Origin of the sequence: Clavibacter capsici (assembly GCF_001280205.1) — a bacterium.
Lineage (GTDB): Bacteria > Actinomycetota > Actinomycetes > Actinomycetales > Microbacteriaceae > Clavibacter > Clavibacter capsici.
This window is the reverse complement of record NZ_CP012573.1, coordinates 1439534-1459112: the sequence shown is the minus strand read 5'-3', so window position 1 is coordinate 1459112 and position 19579 is coordinate 1439534. Positions and strand designations below refer to the sequence as shown.

The following is a 19579-nucleotide window of genomic DNA, read 5'->3' as shown; positions in this document are numbered from 1 at the left end:
GCGGCCTAGTCGGTGACGGGGTGACCGGCGATGGCCCCCGTCGTCTCGTACTCGGCGAGCTGCGCGATGCGGCGCGCATGCCGCTCCTCGCCGGAGAACGGCTCGGCGATGAAGGCGTCGATGAAGGCCGTCGCCTCCTCGACCGTGTGCTGGCGCGCGCCGATGGAGATCACGTTGGCGTCGTTGTGCTGGCGCGCGAGCACGGCGGTCGAGAGGTTCCAGACGAGCGCCGCGCGCACGCCCTCGACCTTGTTGGCCGCGATCTGCTCGCCGTTGCCCGATCCGCCGAACACCACGCCGAGCGCCGTGGCGCCGTCGCGCTGGTCCGCGACGACGGCCCGGGCCGCGCGGATGCAGAACGACGGGTAGTCGTCGAGCGCGTCGTAGGCGGTCGGTCCGTGGTCGACGACGTCGTGCCCGGCGTCGGTCAGGTGGTCGGTGAGGTACCTCGAGAAGTCGAGGCCCGCGTGGTCGGTCGCGATGTGGATGCGCATCGGTGCACTCCTCCTGCCGCGCGTCGCGGCGTCGTGCCCGCGGCGCGGGCGAGCCGCGCGCGAGGCGGCCGGGCACCCATGGCGCCCGGCCGCCGCGTGCGCGACGGGGACGGGTCAGTCGAAGATCGGGCCCACGGTGCGCGAGCGCTTGATCTCGAAGAAGCCGGGGTAGCCGGCGACGGCGACGACGCCGTCCCACAGCCGCACGGCCTCCTCGCCCTTCGGCGCGGGCGAGATGACGGGCCCGAAGAACGCGACGCCGTCGACCGCGATGACGGGGGTGCCGACGTCCTGGCCGACGCGCTCGATGCCGTCGAAGTGGCTGGCGCGCATGGGCTCGTCGTAGCGGTCGGTGCAGCTCGTCTCGGCGAGCTCCGCGGGGAGGCCGAGCTCGGCGAGGACCTCGGGGATGACGACGTCGGCGTCCTTCTGGTCGCGGAGGTGGATCCGCGTCCCGAGCGCGTCGTACAGCGGCTTGACGTGCTCGGCGCCGTGCTCGGCCTCGACGGCGGCGACGAGCCGGGTGAAGCGGAGCGCGCGCGGGAGGAACTCCGCGAACTTCGGGTCGTCGGCCTTGTCCTCGTTGAGGACGGCGAGGCTCATGACCCGCCAGGTGATGTCGAGGTCGCGGTGGCGGGCGACCTCGTCGACCCAGCGGGAGGTCATCCACGCCCAGGGGCAGGAGGGGTCGAACCAGAACTCGACGGCGGTGGTGCGGGAGGTGCTCTGAACGTCGGACATGCCGCAAGCCTAGGTCAGCCGACGCAATAGGATCGGCCCTGAAGCGGCCCCGCTCCCGCCCCGGCATCCCCGGTCCCCGACCGCCCGATCCCCGTCACGCGAGGCGCGGTCCGCACGCACGGCCCACCCACCTCACGGACGAGCAGGAGCACCATGCCAGGAGAGAACCTCACCCGCGTCGAGGCCGAGGAGCGCGCCGCGCTCCTCGACGTGTCCGAGTACGCCGTGACGCTCGACCTCACCCGGGGAGCCGAGGTGTTCGGATCCACCACCACCGTGCGCTTCACGGCCACGGCGGGCGCGTCCACCTTCATCGACGCGATCACGCGCACGGTGCACGCCGTCACCCTGAACGGCCACGAGCTCGACCCGGCCGACGTCAGCGACGGCGTCCGCATCCGCCTCGACGACCTCGCGCAGGAGAACGAGCTGACGGTCGTCGCCGACGCCGTGTACACGAACACGGGCGAGGGCCTGCACCGCTTCCTGGATCCCGTCGACGACGAGGTCTACCTCTACTCGCAGTTCGAGGTGCCGGACTCCCGCCGCATGTTCGCGGTGTTCGAGCAGCCCGACCTCAAGGCCGTCTTCCGCTTCACGGTGACCGCGCCGTCGCACTGGGAGGTCGTCTCGAACTCCCCCACGCCCGAGCCCACGGCCGCCGCCGACGGCGCCTCCACCTGGACCTTCGAGCCGACGCTGCGCATGTCGAGCTACATCACGGCGCTCATCGCGGGCCCCTACGGCGTCGTCCGCAGCGAGCTCACCTCGAGCGACGGCCGCACGATCCCGCTGGGCGTCTTCGCCCGCAAGTCGCTCATGGAGCACCTCGACGCCGACTACGTCTTCGAGAAGACCCGCGAGGGCTTCGCGTTCTACGAGGAGCGCTTCGAGTACCCGTACCCGTTCCCCAAGTACGACCAGCTCTTCGTCCCCGAGTTCAACGCCGGCGCGATGGAGAACGCGGGCGCGGTCACGTTCGTCGAGAGCTACGTCTTCCGCTCCAAGGTCACGGACGCGGTGAAGGAGCGCCGGGTCACGACGATCCTGCACGAGCTCGCGCACATGTGGTTCGGCGACCTCGTCACCATGAAGTGGTGGGACGACCTGTGGCTCAACGAGTCCTTCGCGACCTACATCTCGACCCTGGCCACCGCCGAGGGCACCGAGTGGACCGGCGCCTGGACCACGTTCAACGCGGGCGAGAAGTCCTGGGCCTACAACCAGGACCAGCTCCCGAGCACGCACCCCGTGTACGCGACCATCAACGACCTGGAGGACGTGCAGGTCAACTTCGACGGCATCACGTACGCCAAGGGCGCGTCCGTGCTCCGCCAGCTCGTCGCCTACGTCGGCCAGGACGAGTTCCTCGCGGGCGTCGCCGCGTACTTCCAGCGTCACGCGTTCGGCAACTCGACCCTCCGCGACTTCACCTCCGAGCTCGAGGGCACGAGCGGCCGCGACCTGGAGCGCTGGACCGACCTGTGGCTGAAGACCTCGGGCGTCAACACGCTGCGCCCCGAGATCGAGACGGACGAGGACGGCGTGATCACGTCGTTCGCCGTGCTGCAGGAGGCCGCGGAGGACTACCCGACGCTCCGCCCGCACCGCCTCGCGATCGGCTTCTACGAGCTGCGCGACGCCCACCTCGTGCGCACCGAGCGCTTCGAGCTCGACGTCGACGGCGACCGCACCCAGGTCGCCGAGCTCGTCGGCCGCCAGCGCCCCGCGCTCGTGCTGCTCAACGACGACGACCTCACCTACGCGAAGGTCCGGCTGGATCCCGCCTCGCTCGAGGTCGCGATGCGCCACCTGGCCGCGTTCGAGGACTCGCTCGCCCGCTCGCTGGTCTTCGCCTCGGTGTGGGACGCGACGCGCGACGGCGAGATCCGCGCCCGCGACTACGCGCGCCTCGTGCTCGACAACGTCGCCACCGAGGACGAGTCCACGGCCCTCCGCTACGCGCTCGCGCAGCTCACGGTCGCGGCGACCACGTACTCGGCCCCCGACCACCGGGACGAGCTGCTCGCGACCGTCGCGTCCGAGCTGTGGGCGCTCACGGCGCAGGCGGCGCCCGGATCCGACAACCAGTTCCAGTTCCTGCGCACCTTCGCGCAGGTCGCCCAGGAGCCCGCGCAGCTCGACCACGTGCAGGCGCTCCTCGACGGCACCGAGACGCTCGAGGGCGTCGAGGTCGACGCGGACCTCCGCTGGGAGCTGCTGACCGCGCTCGTCGCGGGCGGTCGCGCCGGCACCGCGGAGATCGACCGGGCCCTCGCGGCCGACCGCACGGCGACGGGCGCGCAGTCCGCCGCCCAGGCCCGTGCCGCGCTGCCGACGGCCGAGGGCAAGCAGGCCGCGTGGGCGTCCGTGTGGGAGGCCGACACCGAGCCGAACACCATCGTCCGCACCACGGGCCTCGGCTTCCGCCGTGCGGCCGACACCGAGCTGCTGCGCCCGTACGTCGGGGCGTACTTCGACGCGCTCCAGGGCGTGTGGGAGTCGCGCAGCTACGCCATCGCGGCGGCGCTCATCGGCGGCTTCTACCCCTCGCCGCTCGCGGACGAGGAGCTCCGCGACGCGACCGTCGCCTGGCTCGACGCCAACCCCGAGCCGCCGGCGCTCCGTCGCCTCGTCAGCGAGCTGCTGTCGGGCGTGGAGCGCGCGCTCCGGGCGCAGGCGAAGGACGCCGAGTAGCGCCACCCGCATCACCCGCATCACCCGAGGGGGACGGTCGCGCACGCGGCCGTCCCCCTCGGCGTCCCGCTCGTCGGGCCGTCCGGCTCCGACGTGGGGACCCAGGACCGGTCGAGGGGGCCGCCGCTACACTCGTGCGGATGACCTCCCCTCTCCTCCTCCCCCTCGGAAGCGCGTCGCGATGGACCTGAGCATGGTGTGCTGCGGCGACGGGTCGTTCTTCTCCACCTGGGGCACGCTGATCCAGGTGGTGGTGGTCCTCGTCGGCGGCGTCATCGCCCGCTGGATCCTGCTCGTCGTCATCCGCAACACGGTCGACCAGATCGTCTCGGGCGTCAAGAAGCGTCAGAACGTCGACGACACGCAGTCCATCCAGGCGTCCCCCCTCACCGCCGTGCGCGTCGTGCAACGCACGCGCACCTTGGGCAGCGTCCTCAGCAACATCACGACCGTCGTCATCGTCGTGATCGTGCTCTCCCTCGTCATCAACATCGCGCTTCCCGGAGCGCTCAGCTCCCTCGCCCTCCTCACCGCCGCCCTCGGTGCCGGCCTCGGCTTCGGCGCGCAGAACATCGTCAAGGACATCCTCAACGGCCTGTTCATGGTCGTGGAGGACCAGCTCGGCGTCGGCGACGTGGTCGACGTGGGACCGGCGACGGGCGTCGTCGAGACCGTGGGCATCCGCATCACGACCCTCCGCGACGTCAACGGCACGCTCTGGTTCGTCCGCAACGGCGAGATCCTCCGCGTCGGCAACATGTCGCAGGGCTGGGCGCGCGTCGTCATCGACCTCGCGGTGCCCTACGACACCGACGTGCAGGCCGTGCAGGAGCGCATGCTCGCGACCGCCACCGAGCTCGCCACGACGCCCAAGTGGCGCTCGCGCATCGTCGAGAAGCCGGAGCTGTGGGGCATCGAGTCCATCTCCGAGTCGGCCGTGGTGATCCGCATCGTCGTGAAGACCCGGAGCAACGCGCGCGACGACGTCTCCCGCGAGCTGCGCGGGCGCCTCAAGGCCGCCCTCGACGCGATGGGCGTCACGCTCCCGTCGCTCACCGCCGTCGTCCTCACGGGCTTCGACAGCGCGGCCAGCGTCGGCGGCGCGCACCCTCCGCGCACGGTCCCGACGCCGGTGCAGCAGGCCGAGGCCCCCGCGCCGCGGAAGCGCGCCGCGCGCAAGGCCGCGCAGCGCCCGCCCGCGCCGACGACCGACGCGGCCGCCTCCCCCGTCGTCCGCGGTGCCGCGGGCACCCGGCCCGACCCCCGCGCCACGCAGATGATCCCCGCGCAGGACGGCCGCGCCGCCGACCCGGTCGACGAGGACGAGGTCACCGCGACCTGGACCGTCCCGGCCGAGGAGACGCCGGACGCCCCCGCCGACGGATCCACGTCGGGCACCGCCGCCGGCCAGCCCGACGCCGCGCCCGCGAAGCCGCCGCGCGCGCCGCGCCCGCCACGGAAGCCCACCACGCCGCCCGAGGGGTCCTGATGGCCGACCTGCTCGCGAACTCGTTCTACGACGACGTCGGCGGACGACCCACCTTCGAGAAGCTGGTCCGCGAGTTCTACCGCGGGGTGGCCGAGGATCCGGTCCTCGTCGCCATGTACCCGGAGGAGGACCTCGAGGGAGCCATCCAGCGCCTCACCGGGTTCCTCGAGCAGTACTGGGGCGGGCCGACGACCTACAGCGACGAGCGCGGCCACCCGCGCCTGCGGATGCGGCACATGCCGTTCCGCGTCAACCCCGACGCGCGCGACCGCTGGCTCGCGCACATGCGCGTCGCCGTCGACTCGCTCGACCTCTCGCCCCTGCACGAGGAGCAGCTGTGGGACTACCTCGAGCGCGCCGCCCACGCCATGGTCAACACGTTCGACGAGTCCTGACGGGCGTCGTGCGCTCCGGAGCGCGCTCGCGGCGGATGCCGGGGCGTCGCGCGGGCTAGAGCCGCCGGATCAGCACGTGCCCGCGGGTCGTGGTGAGCCGCGTCCACGGCCCCGCGCGGAACACGGCGACGGGCGCCTCCCCGTCGTCGACCTCCGCGTCGGGCGCCGGATCAGGTCCGAGGAACCCGAGGCTGAGGGCCGCGAACGCACCGCCGGCGACCACGTCGGGCGCGCCGTCCACGGGGCGCCCCCACACCTCTCCGCGCACGCGCGCGACGATCTGCTCGCCGATCCCCGAGGGCACGGCGGCCGCCACCTCGTCGATGCCCGCCCGCGCCGCCTCGCGCAGGACCCCGGCGGGCACGTCGGCGACGCGCTCCCATCCGGCGCGCGGCGGGGAGATGCCCGCCCACGGCGCGGTCGCGGTGTCCGGCGGCACGAGCACGCCGACCGGCTCGGCCGGGGACCCGGTGGCGGGCCCCTCGAGGCGCGCCAGGCGGTCGAGCAGCGCGCGGATCGACACCACGCTGTCCACGGGCGCCTGCGTCTCGGCGGCGAAGGTGCGGAGGCCGAGCACGGTGGGCGACCGGTCGAGGAGTCCGGCCGGCTGCAGCACCGAGGTGTAGACGGCGAGCACTCCCCCGGATCCGATGAGCCGCACGGCCCCGTCGTCGACGCGCGCGGAGCGGCCGAGGAAGGTCTGCAGGTCGCCGAGGGCGAGGGCGTCGCGGAGGGCGAAGGAGGGCGTCATGGCCTGTCTAAGCTACTGGATGCGCCTGCGCGATCCGCCGGGCGCCCGGCCACCCGAGGCCGGCCCGCCAGGCGGAGGACCCATGACTGACCACGCATCCGACATCCCGGACGACGGCCCGCTCGCCGGCCTCCTCACGGCCCTCGACCTCACCGACACCGGCGCCCGCACGAGCGAGGACATCTCCACCGGCCCCTCGCAGTGGATGCCCATGGGCCGCGTCTTCGGCGGGCAGGTGCTCGCGCAGTCGCTCGTCGCGGCCATGCGCACCACCGAGCCCGACCGCCGTCCGCACAGCATGCACGGCTACTTCCTCCGGCCCGGCGACGTCACGAAGCCCATCACGTTCTCGGTCGACCGGATCCACGACGGCCGCTCGTTCTCCACGCGCCGCACGCAGGCCTACCAGGACGGCCGACCCATCCTCTCGATGATCGCGTCGTTCCAGGACGCCGACGACGGCCTCGAGCACCAGGCCCCGATGCCCGAGGGCATCCCGGAGCCGGAGTCGCTGCCGAGCGCGCGCGACGTGCTCTCCCGCATCGACCACCCGGTCGCGGCGCACTGGGCGAACGACCGCCCCTTCGACATGCGCCACGTCGAGCAGCCCGTCTACTTCGGCGCCGCCGAGGAGCGCGTCGCGCACCAGGCCGTGTGGATCCGCGCCATCGGCCGCCTGCCCGACGACCCGGCCGTGCACCTCGCGTCCCTCGCCTACGCGAGCGACTACTCGATCCTCGAGTCCATCTACCGGCGCCACGGCCTCTCCTGGGCGACGCCCGGCATCAAGGCCGCGAGCCTCGACCACGCCATGTGGTTCCACCGCTTCGGCCGCGCCGACGAGTGGATGCTCTACGTGCAGGAGTCCACCAGCGCGCAGGGCGGCCGCGGCCTCTCCCTCGGCCGGATCTACTCGCGCGACGGCGTGCTGCTCGCGAGCGTCGCGCAGGAGGGCATGGTCCGCGTGCCCGCCGGGCCCCGCGCCTGACCTGGATCAGCCGCGGCGGCTGAAGGTAACGGGCTCCTCGACGTAGGCGGCCCACGCGGCGCGCTCGTCGTCCGTGATCCGGCGCGGACGCCCGGTGTCCGAGTCGACGAGCACGATCGTCGACGACGCGCGCGCGTACAGGGCCGCCGGCTCGACGCCCACGGGCGTCCACAGCTCGTAGCAGGCCTCCAGGCTGGATCCGCCGAGGCGCCCCAGCCACACCTGCACGTCGAGCGGCCGGCGCCCGTAGGAGATGGGCAGGAGGTACTCGACCTCCTGCCGGGCGATCATCGTCATGGTGCTCGCGCCGGCGGACGCGTCGATGAGCGCCATCCCCGGGTCCACGCCGTCGCCGTCGTCGTCGCCCCGCCAGAAGGCGCGGACGCGCGCCTCCTCCAGGAGCCGGAGCACCTCCACGTTGTTGACGTGGTCGTAGGCGTCGAGGTCGGCCCACCGGAGGTGGACGGGGACGTGGACCCGGGTCACGGGATCAGTCGCGGGTGAGCTTGCGGTACGCGGAGCGGTGCGGCTTCGCGGCGTCCGGGCCCATGCGCTCGATCTTGTTCTGCTCGTAGGACTCGAAGTTGCCCTCGAACCAGTACCAGTTCGCCGGGTCCTCCTCCGTGCCCTCGTAGGCCAGGATGTGCGTCGCGATCCGGTCGAGGAACCACCGGTCGTGGGTGATGACCACGGCGCAGCCGGGGAACTCGAGCAGCGCGTTCTCCAGGCTGCCGAGGGTCTCGACGTCCAGGTCGTTGGTGGGCTCGTCGAGGAGCAGCAGGTTGCCGCCCTGCTTGAGCGTCAGCGCGAGGTTCAGGCGGTTGCGCTCGCCGCCGGAGAGGATCCCGGCCTTCTTCTGCTGGTCCGGTCCCTTGAAGCCGAAGGTGGACACGTAGGCACGGGCCGGCACCTCCTGCTTGCCGACCTGGATGTAGTCCTGGCCGTCGGAGACGACCTCGAACAGCGACTTCTCCGGGTCGATGCCGCCGCGGCTCTGGTCGACGTAGGAGATGTCGACCGTGTCGCCGACCTTGAGGTCGCCGCCGTCGAGCGGCTCGAAGCCGACGATGGTCTTGAAGAGCGTGGTCTTGCCGACGCCGTTCGGGCCGATGACGCCGACGATGCCGTTGCGCGGGAGCGTGAAGGAGAGGTCGTCGATGAGGACCCGCTCGCCGAACTGCTTGTGCAGCTTGCGGGCGTCGATGACCTGCGAGCCGAGGCGCGGGCCGACGGGGATCTGGATCTCCTCGAAGTCCAGCTTCCTCGTGCGCTCCGCCTCGGTCACCATCTCCTCGTAGCGGGCGAGGCGCGCCTTGGACTTCGCCTGGCGCCCCTTCGCGTTGCTGCGCACCCAGTCGAGCTCCTCGGCGAGGCGCTTGGAGAGCTTCGCGTCCTTCTTGCCCTGGACGCTGAGGCGCTCCTGCTTCTTCTCGAGGTAGGTGGAGTAGTTGCCCTCGTACGGGTAGAGGCGCCCGCGGTCGACCTCGGCGATCCACTCGGCCACGTGGTCGAGGAAGTACCGGTCGTGGGTCACGGCGAGGACGGCGCCGGGGTACTTGGAGAGGTGCTGCTCGAGCCAGAGCACGCTCTCGGCGTCGAGGTGGTTGGTGGGCTCGTCGAGGAGCAGCAGGTCGGGCTTCTGCAGCAGCAGCTTGCAGAGCGCGACGCGGCGCTTCTCACCGCCCGACAGGTTCGCGACCGAGGCGTCGCCCGGCGGGGTGCGCAGCGCGTCCATGGCCTGCTCGAGCTGCGAGTCGAGGTCCCACGCGTCGGCGGCGTCGATGGCCTCCTGCAGCGTGCCCATCTCGGCGAGCAGCGTGTCGAAGTCCGCGTCGGGCTCGGCCATGGCCGCCGAGATCTCGTTGAAGCGGTCGATCTGCGCCTTGATGGGGCCGACGCCCTCCTGCACGTTCTCGAGGACCGTCTTCGACTCGTCCAGCTCGGGCTCCTGCATGAGGATGCCGACGGAGTAGCCGGGCGAGAGCTTGGCCTCGCCGTTGCTGGGGGTGTCGAGCCCCGCCATGATCTTCAGGATCGTCGACTTGCCCGCGCCGTTCGGTCCGACGACGCCGATCTTGGCGCCGGGGATGAACGACATGGTGACGTCGTCGAGGATCAGCTTGTCGCCGACCGCCTTCCGGGCGCGGACCATCGAGTAGATGTATTCAGCCATGCCAGCGAGTCTATTCAGTGCCGCCGGTCCCCGGATGCCGTCCGACGGCCGCCCGGGACCCGCGTCACCAGTCGATGGGGCGGGTCTGGCCCACCAGGCAGCGGCCCGACGAGAGCGCCGGCTCCGCGTGGGCGCTGAGGCCGTCCTGGGCGCGCTGCCCGATGAGGCAGGCGTCCGCCATGTGCACGGACACGAGGATCGAGTCGACGGAGTTGCCGAGCGGCGTGCGGTCGGCCGTCACCTCCATGCGCTCCTTCGGGAAGCCCGCGGCGACGAGCGCGTCGACGAGGTCGCGTCCCTGGGCGTTCGGGTCGGCAGCGACCACCGCGGCCGCGGCCGCCTGGAAGGCGGGGAGGTTCGCCTCGGCCGTGCCGGCGGGGTCGACCGTGGGCGCGGCGGAGGGGGTGGGCTCCGCGTCGGGGGTGGGCGCCGCGGCGGACGTCGTCGGCTCGAGGGGAGCAGGCGCCTGCGTGCACGCCGACAGCAGGAGCGCGGCGAGGAGCACGGGCGCCGCGAGGGCGCGGGGGGCGCGGATCACGCGGCGGACTCGTCCGCGCCGACGCGGGCGGGCTCGGGGGCGGAGGGGATGGCCAGGTCGTCGCCGCCGGCGCTCCCCCGGCCGGCTCCGAGGGAGGAGGGGCTCATGTTGGCGAGGATATCCCGGGCGATGGTCTCGAGCTGGGAGGTCTGCTCGGCGGTCAGGGGGTCGAACACGGTGCGGAGGACCTCCTCCGCGTGCCCGGGGGCTGCCGCCTCCAGGGTCGCACGGCCTCGTCGGTGAGCTCGGCGAGGAGGCTCCGCCCGTCGCGCGGGGACTTCGTGCGGCGCACCCACCCGAGCTGCTCGAGCCGCGTGACGGCGTGCGAGGTGCGGCTCGCCGAGGCCTGGAGCGCCCGCGCGAGCACGCTCATCGGCAGGGCCCCGGACTCCGCCTCCGAGAGCCGGACGAGGATCATGTAGTAGGCGTGCGGCATGCCGGCATCCCGGAGCAGCTCGCGCTCGATGCGCTCGGTGACGTGGTTCAGCGCGACGATGACGGTCCGCCAGGCGCGCTGCTGATCCGGCTCGAGCCACCGGGGGGATCCGCTCATGGTGCGATCCTACGGGCCGCGGTCGCGGTGACGGCGGCACCCGTCCGAGGGCGGGCCAGCACGGCGTCCGCCTCGAGCTCCACCGCGTCGTCCTCGGGGCGTCCCGCCCGGCGCGCGCGCAGGACCCCGGCGACGATCACCTCGTCGCCGACCGATAGCCCCGCCAGGCCCACGGACGCGGCGGCGCCCGTGCACGTCGCGAGCACGCCCGGCACGAGGGGCGGGTCCGGGAGCCCGTCCCCGTCGTGCCCGCCGACGAGGAGGCTCGCGACCTCCCACCCCTCGGCGGTCCGGATGCCAGCGACCGGTCGCAGGAGTCGCCCGCGCAGGGCGACGGGCGCGAGGCGCCCCTCGGATCCGTCGGGCCCCGCGCCCGCGCCCCCTCGGTCCGCCTCCGCCATGCCGTCCTTCCCGCGGCCGCGCAGGATCGCGACCGCGGGTGCAGCGTGCCCCGTCGGCCGCCGAGGACGTGGCGACGCGGGGTCGCCCGGGTGGTACCGCCGCCGCGCCCGGCTGGGGAGGAGCCGCGGGCTCAGTGCTCCTGGAAGCGGATGTCGTCGTGCTGGCTCGCGCGCAGGGCCGACTTCGCGATCTCGAGGGTGGGGTAGGTGCCCGCGACGACGCCGCGGTGCAGCGCGCGCACCTCGTAGCCGTCCTCGTGCGAGTGGATGGAGGCGAGTGCCCCCGTGGCCCCGAAGGCCACCCAGGTCTTGCCCGCGGTGCGCGGGATGCCGCTCGTGGTCGTGCTGGTGGTCATCGACATCGTCGTCGCCTCTCCTCCCCGGGCTCCGTCGCCCGGACGTGCCGATGGTACGCCGACGCCCCGCGGCCGTGAAGGCCGCGGGGCGTCGAGGGGCGGTGGATCAGGCGGCGCGCACGTACTGCGCGAACGACTTCCGCACCTTGTTCACCTTGGGCACGGCGACCGCGTTGCAGTACCCCTGCCCCGGGTTCTTCGCGAAGAAGTCCTGGTGGTAGTCCTCCGCGTCGTACCAGGTGCCGACCGGCTCGATCGTGGTGACGGGGGCGCCGTCCCACAGCTCGCCGGCACGGGAGATCGCGTCGCGGAACAGCTGCTCCTGCTCCGCGTCCGCGGGGAACATGGCCGAGCGGTACTGGGTGCCGACGTCGGCGCCCTGGCGGTTGAGCTGGCGCGGGTCGTGCAGCGTGAAGAACACGTCGAGGATGACGTCGGCGGGGATGACCTCCTCGTCGAAGACCACCTTCACCGCCTCGGCGTGCCCGGTCGCGCCCGTGCACACGGCGTCGTAGGAGGGGTGGGCGGTGTGGCCGCCGATGTATCCGGAGATGACGTCCTGGACGCCGTCGAGGGTGCGGTACACCGCATCGAGGCACCAGAAGCAGCCGCCGGCGAGGATGAATGTCTGCATGAGAGATGAACCTACTTCCCGTCGATGCGCGCGAGGTCCGCGGCGGTCGACATGGGAGGGAACCGTCATGCACCGTCGCCCATTCCACGCCGGTCCGATGTCGGTGGTCGCCCGTAGCTTCGGGGACATCGAGACACCGCCGGGCCGGCGGCACGCGGACGGAGGACACCATGCCCAGCATCACCTACACCCCCCTGTCGCGCGCGGCCGTGCAGGTGCGCGAGCTCCACGACGGGCTCCTGCGGGTCACCCGGCCGGACGGCGCGGTGCTCGGCTACGTCGAGCGCATGCACGAGCCGCAGGGCGAGCGCTTCCGCGCGAAGCGCCTCCGCCGGGATGCGCAGGGATTTGTGCCGCTCGGCGACTTCTGGGACTTCCAGGACGCGGTCGACTGCCTGCGCTTCTGAGGTGAGCGGCCCGCTGCGGCACGGGCCGCGACGCGCCCGTCCCGCCTCCCCGACGGCAGCGCGAGGCCGGGGTACGGTCGCCGCATGCAGTGGTGGAATGATCTCCTCGATGCCCTCGCGTCCGAGCGGGGCACGCAGCTCCTCTCCGGCGTCGTCGTCCCCTTCGTCGCCATCGTGGTGGCCGGCGTCCTCGCCGCGATCATCGCGCGCGGGGCCACGCAGCGGATCCTCACGCGGCACGACCGCGAGGTGAAGGCCGCCGCCATCGGCATGCTGGTCGACGCCGCCCGCCAGGCGTCGGTCTGGGACGGGCTCACCCCACAGGAGCGCGTGCTCGCCGACCGCGCCGCGGGCGAGGCCGACATCCGCATCCGCCTGCTCCCCGTCAAGGGCGCCGCCACGGCCGCCACCTGGGCCGCGCACGAGATCACCGAGTTCAAGCGCGGCAGCGGCAGCTTCGGCTTCCAGTTCGACGCGCAGCTCGCCGAGTTCCGGGACCGCATCGTCGAGTGGCAGCACCACCCGGGCCGCGCCCGCAAGATCTTCCAGGGCGACATCGCCCGCTGGCAGTTCGAGGACGACCAGCCCGCCGACTCCGCGACGCCGGCGAGGTCCGACGCGCGACCCGCGGAGACCACGGCCGTCGCCCCCGTCCCGGTCCCGTGGCGTCCGGGCACCGACGACCAGCCGGCCGCGGAGCGCCGCGTCGAGTCGCCCGACGAGCAGTACAGCCCGCCCGTCCCCTACTCCTCGGCCGCCAACTCGCGCACGGCGGAGGGCGAACGCCGCTGATCCACCCCTGCTCGTGACGACGCCCCGCACCTCATCGAGGTGCGGGGCGTCGTCATGTCGGACGGGGAGGCTCAGCGCCACCAGTCGTCGAACATCGACGCGGGCACGCGGCGCTTGTGCTCGGTGCTGCGGTACCGGGCCTCGATCGCCTCGGCGACCTCGTCGTCGACGTCGCGTCCCTCGAGGAAGTCGTCGATGTCGGCGTAGGTGAGGCCGAGGTTCGCCTCGTCGGTCTGGCCGGGTGTCTCGTCGAGGAGGTCGGCGGTCGGCGCCTTGAGGTACAGGCGCTCGGGGGCGTCCAGGTGCTCGAGCAGCGCGCGTCCCTGGCGCTTGGTGAGGCCCGTGAGCGGGAGCACGTCGGCGCCGCCGTCGCCGTACTTCGTGAAGAAGCCCGTCACCGCCTCGGCCGCGTGGTCGGTGCCGATCACGAGCAGGCGGGCCTGCCCCGCCAGCGCGTACTGGGCGATCATGCGCGAGCGCGCCTTGACGTTGCCCTTCGTGAAGTCGGTCATCGCGTGCCCGGCCGCGTCGGCGTACTCCGCCTGGAAGCCGTCCACGGCGCGCTTGATGTCGAAGACGACGCTCGACTTCGGCTGGATGAAGCGGAGGGCGAGCTGCGCGTCCTCCTCGTCGGCCTGCACGCCGTAGGGCAGGCGGACGGCGACGAACTCGGCGAGGAGCCCCTCGGCGGCGAGCTCCTCGACGGCGAGCTGGGCGAGGCGCCCGGCGAGGGACGAGTCCTGCCCGCCGCTCACGCCGAGGACGAAGCCCTCCGCACCCGTGGACCGCAGGTAGGCCTTGAGGAAGTCGACGCGCTTCCGGACCTCGTCGGCGGGATCGATGGTCGGACGCACCTCGAGGGCGTCGATGATCTGTGACTGGATGTCGCGCATGCGTCGAATCTACGGCTGATCAAGCGCATCCGACAGCTGGTCCCCCCGGCGCGACTCGAACGCGCAACCGTCGGATTAGAAGGCCGATGCTCTATCCATTGAGCTACAGGGGGTCGTGACGAGGGTACTACGCGGGGTCCGCCGGGCCGGGAGCATCAGCGGCCGCCCGCGGCGTCGCGTCCATCGCGCGGGCGACCGCCTGCAGGACCTGCGGCGCGGTGGGCACCCCCTCGGCGCGCAGCACCTCCCGCTCGCCGGCGAGCACCAGGATCGTCGGCGTGGAGCGGATGCCCTCCTCCTCGGCCCGGTCGGGATGCGCGGCGACGTCGAGCTCGTCGACGGGGAGCCACGGCAGGAGCCGCTGGACCTCGGCGAGCACCCGCCGGGTGGCCTGGCACGGCACGCAGAAGAGGGAGGAGAACATGACGACGCGCACGCCGCCCGGCGTCGGCGCGCTGGCGGAGGGCTCCCCGGGGATCAGGAGACGAAGGCCGCGACGGCGGCGAGGATCGACACGAGCGCGAGCAGCAGGGAGACCGACACCAGCACGAGGTGCACCGTGAAGAAGGGGGTGCGCGACCCGTCGGCGGCGCGGGCGCGCGGGTCCTTGGCGACGCGCGTGAGGAACTGCGGCCAGACGACGACGTTCCAGACGCCGTTGACGATCAGGAGGACGGCGAGGAGGGTGATCACTCCCCCATGGTAGGCGGCGGCGATGGGGCGTCCGGGCCCGCCGATAGGATCGGGGGATGGGCAACAACGCGGACCGGCTGGTGTGGATCGACTGCGAGATGACGGGGCTCGACCTCGCGATCGACGAGCTGGTGGAGGTCGCGGTGGTCGTCACCGACTTCGACCTCGTGCCCGTCGACGCCGGCTTCAGCATCGTGATCAACCCGGATCCGGCCGCCCTCGCCAACATGGGCGAGTTCGTCACCGACATGCACCGCTCCTCGGGCCTGCTCGACGAGATCCCCGCGGGCGTCAGCCTCGCCGACGCCGAGTTCGCGGTGCTCGAGTACCTGCTGCAGCACGTGCCCAACGGCGGCAAGGCGCCCATCGCGGGCAACACCATCGGCACCGACCGCGCCTTCCTGGCGAAGTACATGCCGCGCGTGGACGCCCACCTGCACTACCGCAGCGTGGACGTGTCCTCCATCAAGGTGCTCGCCAAGGAGTGGTTCCCCCGGGTCTACTTCAACTCCCCCGCGAAGAACGGCGGCCATCGCGCCCTCGCCGACATCCTCGAGTCCATCCGCGAGCTGGAGTACTACCGCCGTGCGGCCTTCGTGCCGGCGCCCGGCCCGGCGACCGAGGACGTGCAGGCCATCTCCGCGGACGTGACGTCCGCGTGGGCCCCGCGGCTGTAGTATCCTCGTACACGGCCGTCCGCGAGAGCGGGATCGGCCGCATGGTGGGCGTAGCTCAGTTGGCAGAGCGCTGGCTTGTGGAGCCGGAAGTCGCGGGTTCGAGCCCCGTCGTCCACCCCACCGGGAAGGGCCGGGATCCGAGAGGGTCCCGGCCCTTCCGTCGTCTCCGGGCTCTTCCATCCTCTGCGGGGCCGTCGTCTTCGGGCCCGCCCTCCTCGAGCACGACGTCTCGGGCCGGCGGCCCCGGGCGCGTGTGCGAGGCTGGATGCGTGCTGCACTGCGACCCCGACGACTTCGAGCGCCTGGTCGTCGACGAGCTCGACGAGCTGCCGGACGAGATGGTCGGCGGGCTCGATAACGTCGTCTTCGTGGTGGAGGACCGGCCCGAGGACGGATCCCTCGACCTGCTCGGCCTCTACGACGGCGTCGCCATGACCGAGCGCGGCCAATACGGCTTCGGCGAGATGCCCGACCGCATCGTCGTCTACCGGGAGCCGCACCTGCACGAGGCCGAGGACATGGACGACCTGCGTGACCTGGTGCACGTGACGCTCGTGCACGAGATCGCCCACTTCCACGGGATCGACGACGAGCGGCTCCACGAGCTCGGCTGGGCCTGACCCGATCGGTCCATGCGACGTACCGCGACGGGAGCGGCGTCGGGACACCGCCCGGACGCACGACGACCCCGGCAGCCGCGTGGCGGGCCGGGGTCGTCGGGTCGGCGCTCAGGCGCCGCGCGTGGTGGGATCAGAGCTCGAGGGACTCGTCGTCGCCCTCGCCGAGCACGTCGTCGCTGCCGTCGGCCACGAACGCGTAGGTGACGCGCTGCTCGCCGGCGACCTCGGACACCTCGCCCGCGCGGTACTGGAACAGCGACTCCTTGCCCTCGACGGCCGACATCGTGCTGATGGTCTCGTCGTGCTGGCCGTCCACGAGGACGCGGGTCTCGGTGGTGCCTTCGAGGGGGCCGTCGGCGAAGACGGCGAGGTAGCGGACGTCGGAGGGTGCGGAATCGGTCATGGGCCCAGGCTACCCGGCCGCCGCGACGGCGTCCGTGCGGACGACGACGTCGGCCAGGCCGCGCGGATCCTCACGGGCCACGTGCGTGCGCCACTGCGCGTCCCAGCGCTCCCACTCGACGGCGAAGGACTCGCCGTCGCGCGCGATGGCGCGGGCGCGGCGGACGCGGTCGTCGGCCTCGACCCAGATGCGGTGCGTGGCCAGGCGGGCCGTGACCGGGGTGAGGGATCCGCAGCCCTCCACCACGAGCGGGCGCGCGGGATCCAGGTCGTGCCACTCGGCGGGCGCGTCGGCGCCCCAGTCCCAGCGACGCCAGCGCGGGCGGCCGCCGGGCCGCATCTGCGGGAGCACGGCCTCCAGGTGCCGGGACGCGGCCTCGAGGCCGTCCCACCCCGGGTACACGTCGTCGAGGCGGAGGAGCTGCGCCCCCGGCGGGAGGAGCGCGGCGGCGTCGCCGTCACGGACGAGCGCGTCGGCGAGGGTCGACTTCCCGGATCCGGACGGACCGTCGACGAGGACCAGCGCCGGACGCCGCTCCCCCGCGTCAGGCCGCAACGAAGTCCCACGTCCCGGCGATGACGGCGGCGATCACCGCGACGATGGCGACCAGGACCGCCACGGCCAGGACCCCGGCCTCGCGGCGACCGACCACGCTGGGCCTCGCCCACGTCCGCGCGCCCGCGCCGCCGAAGCCGCGCGCCTCCATCGCGGTCGCCAGCTTGCTGCCGCGGCGGATGGACAGCACGAGCAGCGCGAACGCCTGGCCGGCGAAGCGGCGGATCCGGCCGCGGTCGGCCACCCCGCGGGCCCGGCGCGCCAGCTCGAGCGAGCGCCAGTCGTCGAGCAGCAGGCCGACGAGGCGGACGCCCGCGAGGGCGCCGAGCACGAAGCGCGACGGGAGCCGCGCCACCTGGGCGAGGCCGTCGGCGAGGTCGGTGGGATCCACGTCGGAGAAGAGGATGAGCGAGGCGACCCCGATGGCGAGCACCCGCAGCGTCGTCGCGACCGCGAGGAGGACGGATCCCTCGCTCACCACCACGAGCAGGAACTGGGCGTACACGTCGCCCGAGGTGCGGCCGTACAGCAGGATCGTGAGCCCGGCTCCGGGCGCCGCGATCCAGATCGGGATGCCGCGGAGGAGGAACGCGCGCGGCCGGATGCCCGTGAGGGGCAGGAGCAGCAGCTCCAGCGCGAGCGCGACGCCCGCCGAGACCACGTCGAGGCTGAGGACCAGGGCGAGCGTCAGCACGAGGGCGGCCGCGAGGCGCGCGACCGGGTTGACGGCGGCGAGGCCCGAGGCACGCGACGCGGGGAGCACGTCGGCGGGCGCGGCGCTCATCGGACGACCTCCACGCGCGCGGGCCCGCCGGCGACCGGGTCCAGCCGCAGCACGTCGTCCGCGAGGGCCTCCACCAGGTCCGCGTCGTGCGTGACGGCGAGGACGCCGACGCCGTCGCGGTCGACCAGCTCGGCGAGGAGCGCGACGAGCTCGGCCCAGGTGCGCGCGTCCTGCCCGAAGGTCGGCTCGTCGAGGACGAGGAGGCGCGGCGCGGTCGCGAGCGCGGTCGCCACCGAGAGGCGCCGCTTCTCGCCGCCGGAGAGGGTGAAGGGGTTGGCGCGCGCCAGCCCGTCCAGGCGGAGGCGGACGAGCAGCTCGTCCACGCGGCGCGCGGACCCCGTCGGATCCATGCCGACGGCGCGCGGGCCGACCTCGAGCTCCTGGCGCACGGTGCCCGCGAGGAACTGGTGCTCGGGGTCCTGGAAGACCGTGCCGATGCGGGCCGCGAGCTCCCGGGAGCGCCAGGCCGCGGGATCCGGGCCGAGGCCGCCCGCCAGGCGCGCCTCGGCGACGACCTGTCCGGCGAGCGGGGGCAGGAGGCCGCCGAGGGTGAGCGCGAGGGTGCTCTTGCCCCCGCCGTTCGGGCCCGTGAGGGCGGTCACCCGACCGGCGCGGAGGCCGATGCCCGTCGCCTCCGCCACGACCGTGCCGCGCGCGCGGCCGACGGCCAGGTCGTCGGCGCGCACGAGGGGCACGGGCGCGGCGGACGCGCGCGGGGGCGCCAGCGGTTCCCTGCCCGGCACCCACACGCCGGACGCGGCGAGCGACGCGCCCTGGTCGCGGAGGACGTCGTCGGGCGCGCCGTCGGCGAGGACCCCGCCGTCGGCCGCGAGGACGACGACGCGGTCGACCAGGTCCCGCCACACCGCCACGCGGTGCTCGATCACGACGAGCGTCGCGCCCGTGGTGGCGACGACCGACTCGACCGCGCGCCGCACCTCGGCGACGCCCCCGGGATCGAGGTTCGCGGTCGGCTCGTCGAGCAGGAGGAGTCCGGGCCGCATGGCGAGCACGCCGGCGAGGGCGAGACGCTGCTTCTGCCCGCCGGAGAGCGCGGTGGTCGAACGGTCGAGGGCCACGTCGAGCCCCACGGCGTCCAGGGCGTGGCGGACGCGGACCCAGATCTCCTCGCGCGGCACGCCGAGGTTCTCGCAGCCGAAGGCCACGTCGTCGCCGACGCGGGAGAGGATCACCTGCGCGTCCGGATCCTGCAGCACGAGCCCGGCCCGACCGCGCCGCGCGGCCGGATCGTGCCCGTCGACGAGCAGCGATCCGCGGGTCTCGCCCTCGTCGTCGCCGCCGAGGACGCCGGCCAGCGCGTGCATGAGCGTGGTCTTGCCCGCTCCCGAAGCTCCGAGCAGGAGCACGCGCTCCCCCGGCTCGATCACGAGGTCGACGTCGCGCACGGCCCAGGCGCTCCGGCCGGCGTGCCGCCAGCCCCAGCCGGACGCCCGGACGGATGCGCCGCCCGCCGCGTCGACGGACGCGTCCGGGCCGGCGAGGGCCGCGCGCGGAGCGGTCGGACGGCGCCCGGGCCGCCGCACG

General features: G+C 73.5%; 26 protein-coding genes and 2 tRNA genes. 9 read left to right on the top strand and 19 right to left on the bottom strand.

Going from position 1 to position 19579, the window contains the following annotated elements:
- Window positions 1-5: 5 nt before the first annotated feature.
- On the bottom strand, window positions 6-494 hold the full coding sequence (locus AES38_RS06910; protein WP_053774348.1) for a ribose-5-phosphate isomerase: 489 nt from the start codon (window positions 492-494) through the stop codon (window positions 6-8).
- Window positions 495-608: 114 nt separating this feature from the next.
- Entirely contained in the window at window positions 609-1235 is a 627-nt protein-coding gene (locus AES38_RS06905; protein ID WP_053774347.1) for a mycothiol-dependent nitroreductase Rv2466c family protein, read from the bottom strand.
- Between the two features lie 153 nt (window positions 1236-1388).
- Here AES38_RS06905 and pepN point away from each other — a divergent pair, with 153 nt between their 5' ends.
- The 3 genes from pepN to AES38_RS06890 all read left to right on the top strand — a co-directional run bounded on the left by pepN (window position 1389) and on the right by AES38_RS06890 (window position 5816).
- Window positions 1389-3932: an aminopeptidase N gene (pepN, locus tag AES38_RS06900; RefSeq protein WP_053774346.1), complete on the top strand. Its 2544-nt coding sequence runs from the start codon at window positions 1389-1391 to the stop codon at window positions 3930-3932.
- Between the two features lie 181 nt (window positions 3933-4113).
- Window positions 4114-5421, top strand: coding sequence for a mechanosensitive ion channel family protein (locus AES38_RS06895; RefSeq protein WP_053774345.1), 1308 nt, complete (start codon window positions 4114-4116; stop codon window positions 5419-5421).
- On the top strand, window positions 5421-5816 hold the full coding sequence (locus AES38_RS06890) for a globin (protein ID WP_053774344.1): 396 nt from the start codon (window positions 5421-5423) through the stop codon (window positions 5814-5816). The genes AES38_RS06895 and AES38_RS06890 overlap by 1 nt, the downstream gene beginning before the upstream one ends.
- Before the next feature lie 55 nt (window positions 5817-5871).
- Here the strand turns inward: AES38_RS06890 and AES38_RS06885 are convergent, their stop codons facing one another.
- Complete coding sequence (locus tag AES38_RS06885) at window positions 5872-6567, bottom strand: DUF8185 domain-containing protein (RefSeq protein WP_053774343.1); 696 nt, start codon at window positions 6565-6567, stop codon at window positions 5872-5874.
- Window positions 6568-6649: 82 nt separating this feature from the next.
- On the opposite strand from AES38_RS06885, the gene AES38_RS06880 reads away from it, so the two are divergent.
- Window positions 6650-7555 carry an acyl-CoA thioesterase gene (locus tag AES38_RS06880; protein ID WP_053774342.1) on the top strand — a complete coding sequence of 302 codons (906 nt, stop codon included), beginning with the start codon at window positions 6650-6652 and terminating at the stop codon, window positions 7553-7555.
- Between the two features lie 6 nt (window positions 7556-7561).
- Here the strand turns inward: AES38_RS06880 and AES38_RS06875 are convergent, their stop codons facing one another.
- From AES38_RS06875 to msrA, 8 genes are all read right to left on the bottom strand, one after another.
- On the bottom strand, window positions 7562-8041 hold the full coding sequence (locus AES38_RS06875) for an acyl-CoA thioesterase (RefSeq protein ID WP_053774341.1): 480 nt from the start codon (window positions 8039-8041) through the stop codon (window positions 7562-7564).
- Window positions 8042-8045: 4 nt separating this feature from the next.
- On the bottom strand, window positions 8046-9728 hold the full coding sequence (gene ettA, locus AES38_RS06870) for an energy-dependent translational throttle protein EttA (RefSeq protein ID WP_053774340.1): 1683 nt from the start codon (window positions 9726-9728) through the stop codon (window positions 8046-8048).
- A 64-nt stretch (window positions 9729-9792) separates the two neighbouring features.
- The gene (locus tag AES38_RS06865) at window positions 9793-10266 is read right to left on the bottom strand and encodes a DUF6993 domain-containing protein (RefSeq protein ID WP_053774339.1); all 474 of its coding nucleotides are present in this window, start codon (window positions 10264-10266) and stop codon (window positions 9793-9795) included.
- Complete coding sequence (locus AES38_RS16290) at window positions 10263-10442, bottom strand: hypothetical protein (protein WP_256998883.1); 180 nt, start codon at window positions 10440-10442, stop codon at window positions 10263-10265. Before AES38_RS16290 ends, AES38_RS06865 begins: the two co-directional genes overlap by 4 nt.
- A complete protein-coding gene (locus tag AES38_RS06860; RefSeq protein ID WP_256998882.1) occupies window positions 10427-10819 on the bottom strand; it encodes a MarR family winged helix-turn-helix transcriptional regulator in 393 nt (130 codons plus the stop codon). The genes AES38_RS16290 and AES38_RS06860 overlap by 16 nt, the downstream gene beginning before the upstream one ends.
- Window positions 10816-11220, bottom strand: a complete 405-nt coding sequence (locus AES38_RS06855; protein ID WP_157883513.1) for a hypothetical protein — start codon at window positions 11218-11220, stop codon at window positions 10816-10818. The genes AES38_RS06860 and AES38_RS06855 overlap by 4 nt, the downstream gene beginning before the upstream one ends.
- Before the next feature lie 131 nt (window positions 11221-11351).
- A complete protein-coding gene (locus AES38_RS06850) occupies window positions 11352-11576 on the bottom strand; it encodes a hypothetical protein (protein ID WP_242430956.1) in 225 nt (74 codons plus the stop codon).
- 106 nt (window positions 11577-11682) lie between these two features.
- Window positions 11683-12210 (bottom strand): peptide-methionine (S)-S-oxide reductase MsrA, encoded by a 528-nt coding sequence (msrA, locus tag AES38_RS06845; RefSeq protein WP_053774337.1) that lies wholly within the window; start codon window positions 12208-12210, stop codon window positions 11683-11685.
- Window positions 12211-12380: 170 nt separating this feature from the next.
- Here msrA and AES38_RS06840 point away from each other — a divergent pair, with 170 nt between their 5' ends.
- Together AES38_RS06840 and AES38_RS06835 are read left to right on the top strand one after the other, a co-directional pair.
- Window positions 12381-12617: a hypothetical protein gene (locus tag AES38_RS06840; RefSeq protein ID WP_053774336.1), complete on the top strand. Its 237-nt coding sequence runs from the start codon at window positions 12381-12383 to the stop codon at window positions 12615-12617.
- 84 nt (window positions 12618-12701) lie between these two features.
- The gene (locus tag AES38_RS06835; RefSeq protein ID WP_053774335.1) at window positions 12702-13409 is read left to right on the top strand and encodes a hypothetical protein; all 708 of its coding nucleotides are present in this window, start codon (window positions 12702-12704) and stop codon (window positions 13407-13409) included.
- A gap of 71 nt (window positions 13410-13480) precedes the next feature.
- Here AES38_RS06835 and nadE read toward each other — a convergent pair whose 3' ends face one another.
- The 4 genes from nadE to AES38_RS06815 all read right to left on the bottom strand — a co-directional run bounded on the left by nadE (window position 13481) and on the right by AES38_RS06815 (window position 14995).
- Window positions 13481-14302, bottom strand: coding sequence for an NAD(+) synthase (nadE, locus tag AES38_RS06830; protein ID WP_053774334.1), 822 nt, complete (start codon window positions 14300-14302; stop codon window positions 13481-13483).
- Between the two features lie 37 nt (window positions 14303-14339).
- Window positions 14340-14415, bottom strand: a tRNA-Arg gene (locus tag AES38_RS06825).
- Between the two features lie 14 nt (window positions 14416-14429).
- Window positions 14430-14738 (bottom strand): thioredoxin family protein, encoded by a 309-nt coding sequence (locus AES38_RS06820; protein WP_244629256.1) that lies wholly within the window; start codon window positions 14736-14738, stop codon window positions 14430-14432.
- Between the two features lie 41 nt (window positions 14739-14779).
- Window positions 14780-14995, bottom strand: coding sequence for an SCO4848 family membrane protein (locus tag AES38_RS06815; RefSeq protein WP_053774333.1), 216 nt, complete (start codon window positions 14993-14995; stop codon window positions 14780-14782).
- A 56-nt stretch (window positions 14996-15051) separates the two neighbouring features.
- On the opposite strand from AES38_RS06815, the gene orn reads away from it, so the two are divergent.
- The 3 genes from orn (at window position 15052) to AES38_RS06800 (ending at window position 16292) form a co-directional block, all read left to right on the top strand.
- On the top strand, window positions 15052-15672 hold the full coding sequence (gene orn, locus AES38_RS06810) for an oligoribonuclease (protein WP_053774332.1): 621 nt from the start codon (window positions 15052-15054) through the stop codon (window positions 15670-15672).
- A gap of 44 nt (window positions 15673-15716) precedes the next feature.
- Window positions 15717-15792, top strand: a tRNA-His gene (locus AES38_RS06805).
- Window positions 15793-15941: 149 nt separating this feature from the next.
- Window positions 15942-16292 (top strand): metallopeptidase family protein, encoded by a 351-nt coding sequence (locus AES38_RS06800; protein ID WP_053774331.1) that lies wholly within the window; start codon window positions 15942-15944, stop codon window positions 16290-16292.
- A 130-nt stretch (window positions 16293-16422) separates the two neighbouring features.
- Here AES38_RS06800 and AES38_RS06795 read toward each other — a convergent pair whose 3' ends face one another.
- Genes AES38_RS06795 through AES38_RS06780 form a run of 4 tightly spaced genes read right to left on the bottom strand, consistent with a single transcriptional unit; the run spans window position 16423 to window position 19578 of the window.
- Complete coding sequence (locus AES38_RS06795) at window positions 16423-16695, bottom strand: hypothetical protein (protein ID WP_053774330.1); 273 nt, start codon at window positions 16693-16695, stop codon at window positions 16423-16425.
- A 9-nt stretch (window positions 16696-16704) separates the two neighbouring features.
- Window positions 16705-17250 carry a nucleoside/nucleotide kinase family protein gene (locus tag AES38_RS06790; protein WP_053774329.1) on the bottom strand — a complete coding sequence of 182 codons (546 nt, stop codon included), beginning with the start codon at window positions 17248-17250 and terminating at the stop codon, window positions 16705-16707.
- Window positions 17240-18034 carry an energy-coupling factor transporter transmembrane component T family protein gene (locus tag AES38_RS06785; protein WP_053774328.1) on the bottom strand — a complete coding sequence of 265 codons (795 nt, stop codon included), beginning with the start codon at window positions 18032-18034 and terminating at the stop codon, window positions 17240-17242. The genes AES38_RS06790 and AES38_RS06785 overlap by 11 nt, the downstream gene beginning before the upstream one ends.
- On the bottom strand, window positions 18031-19578 hold the full coding sequence (locus AES38_RS06780) for an ABC transporter ATP-binding protein (protein WP_053774327.1): 1548 nt from the start codon (window positions 19576-19578) through the stop codon (window positions 18031-18033). Before AES38_RS06780 ends, AES38_RS06785 begins: the two co-directional genes overlap by 4 nt.
- Between the last annotated feature and the right edge of the window lies 1 nt (window position 19579).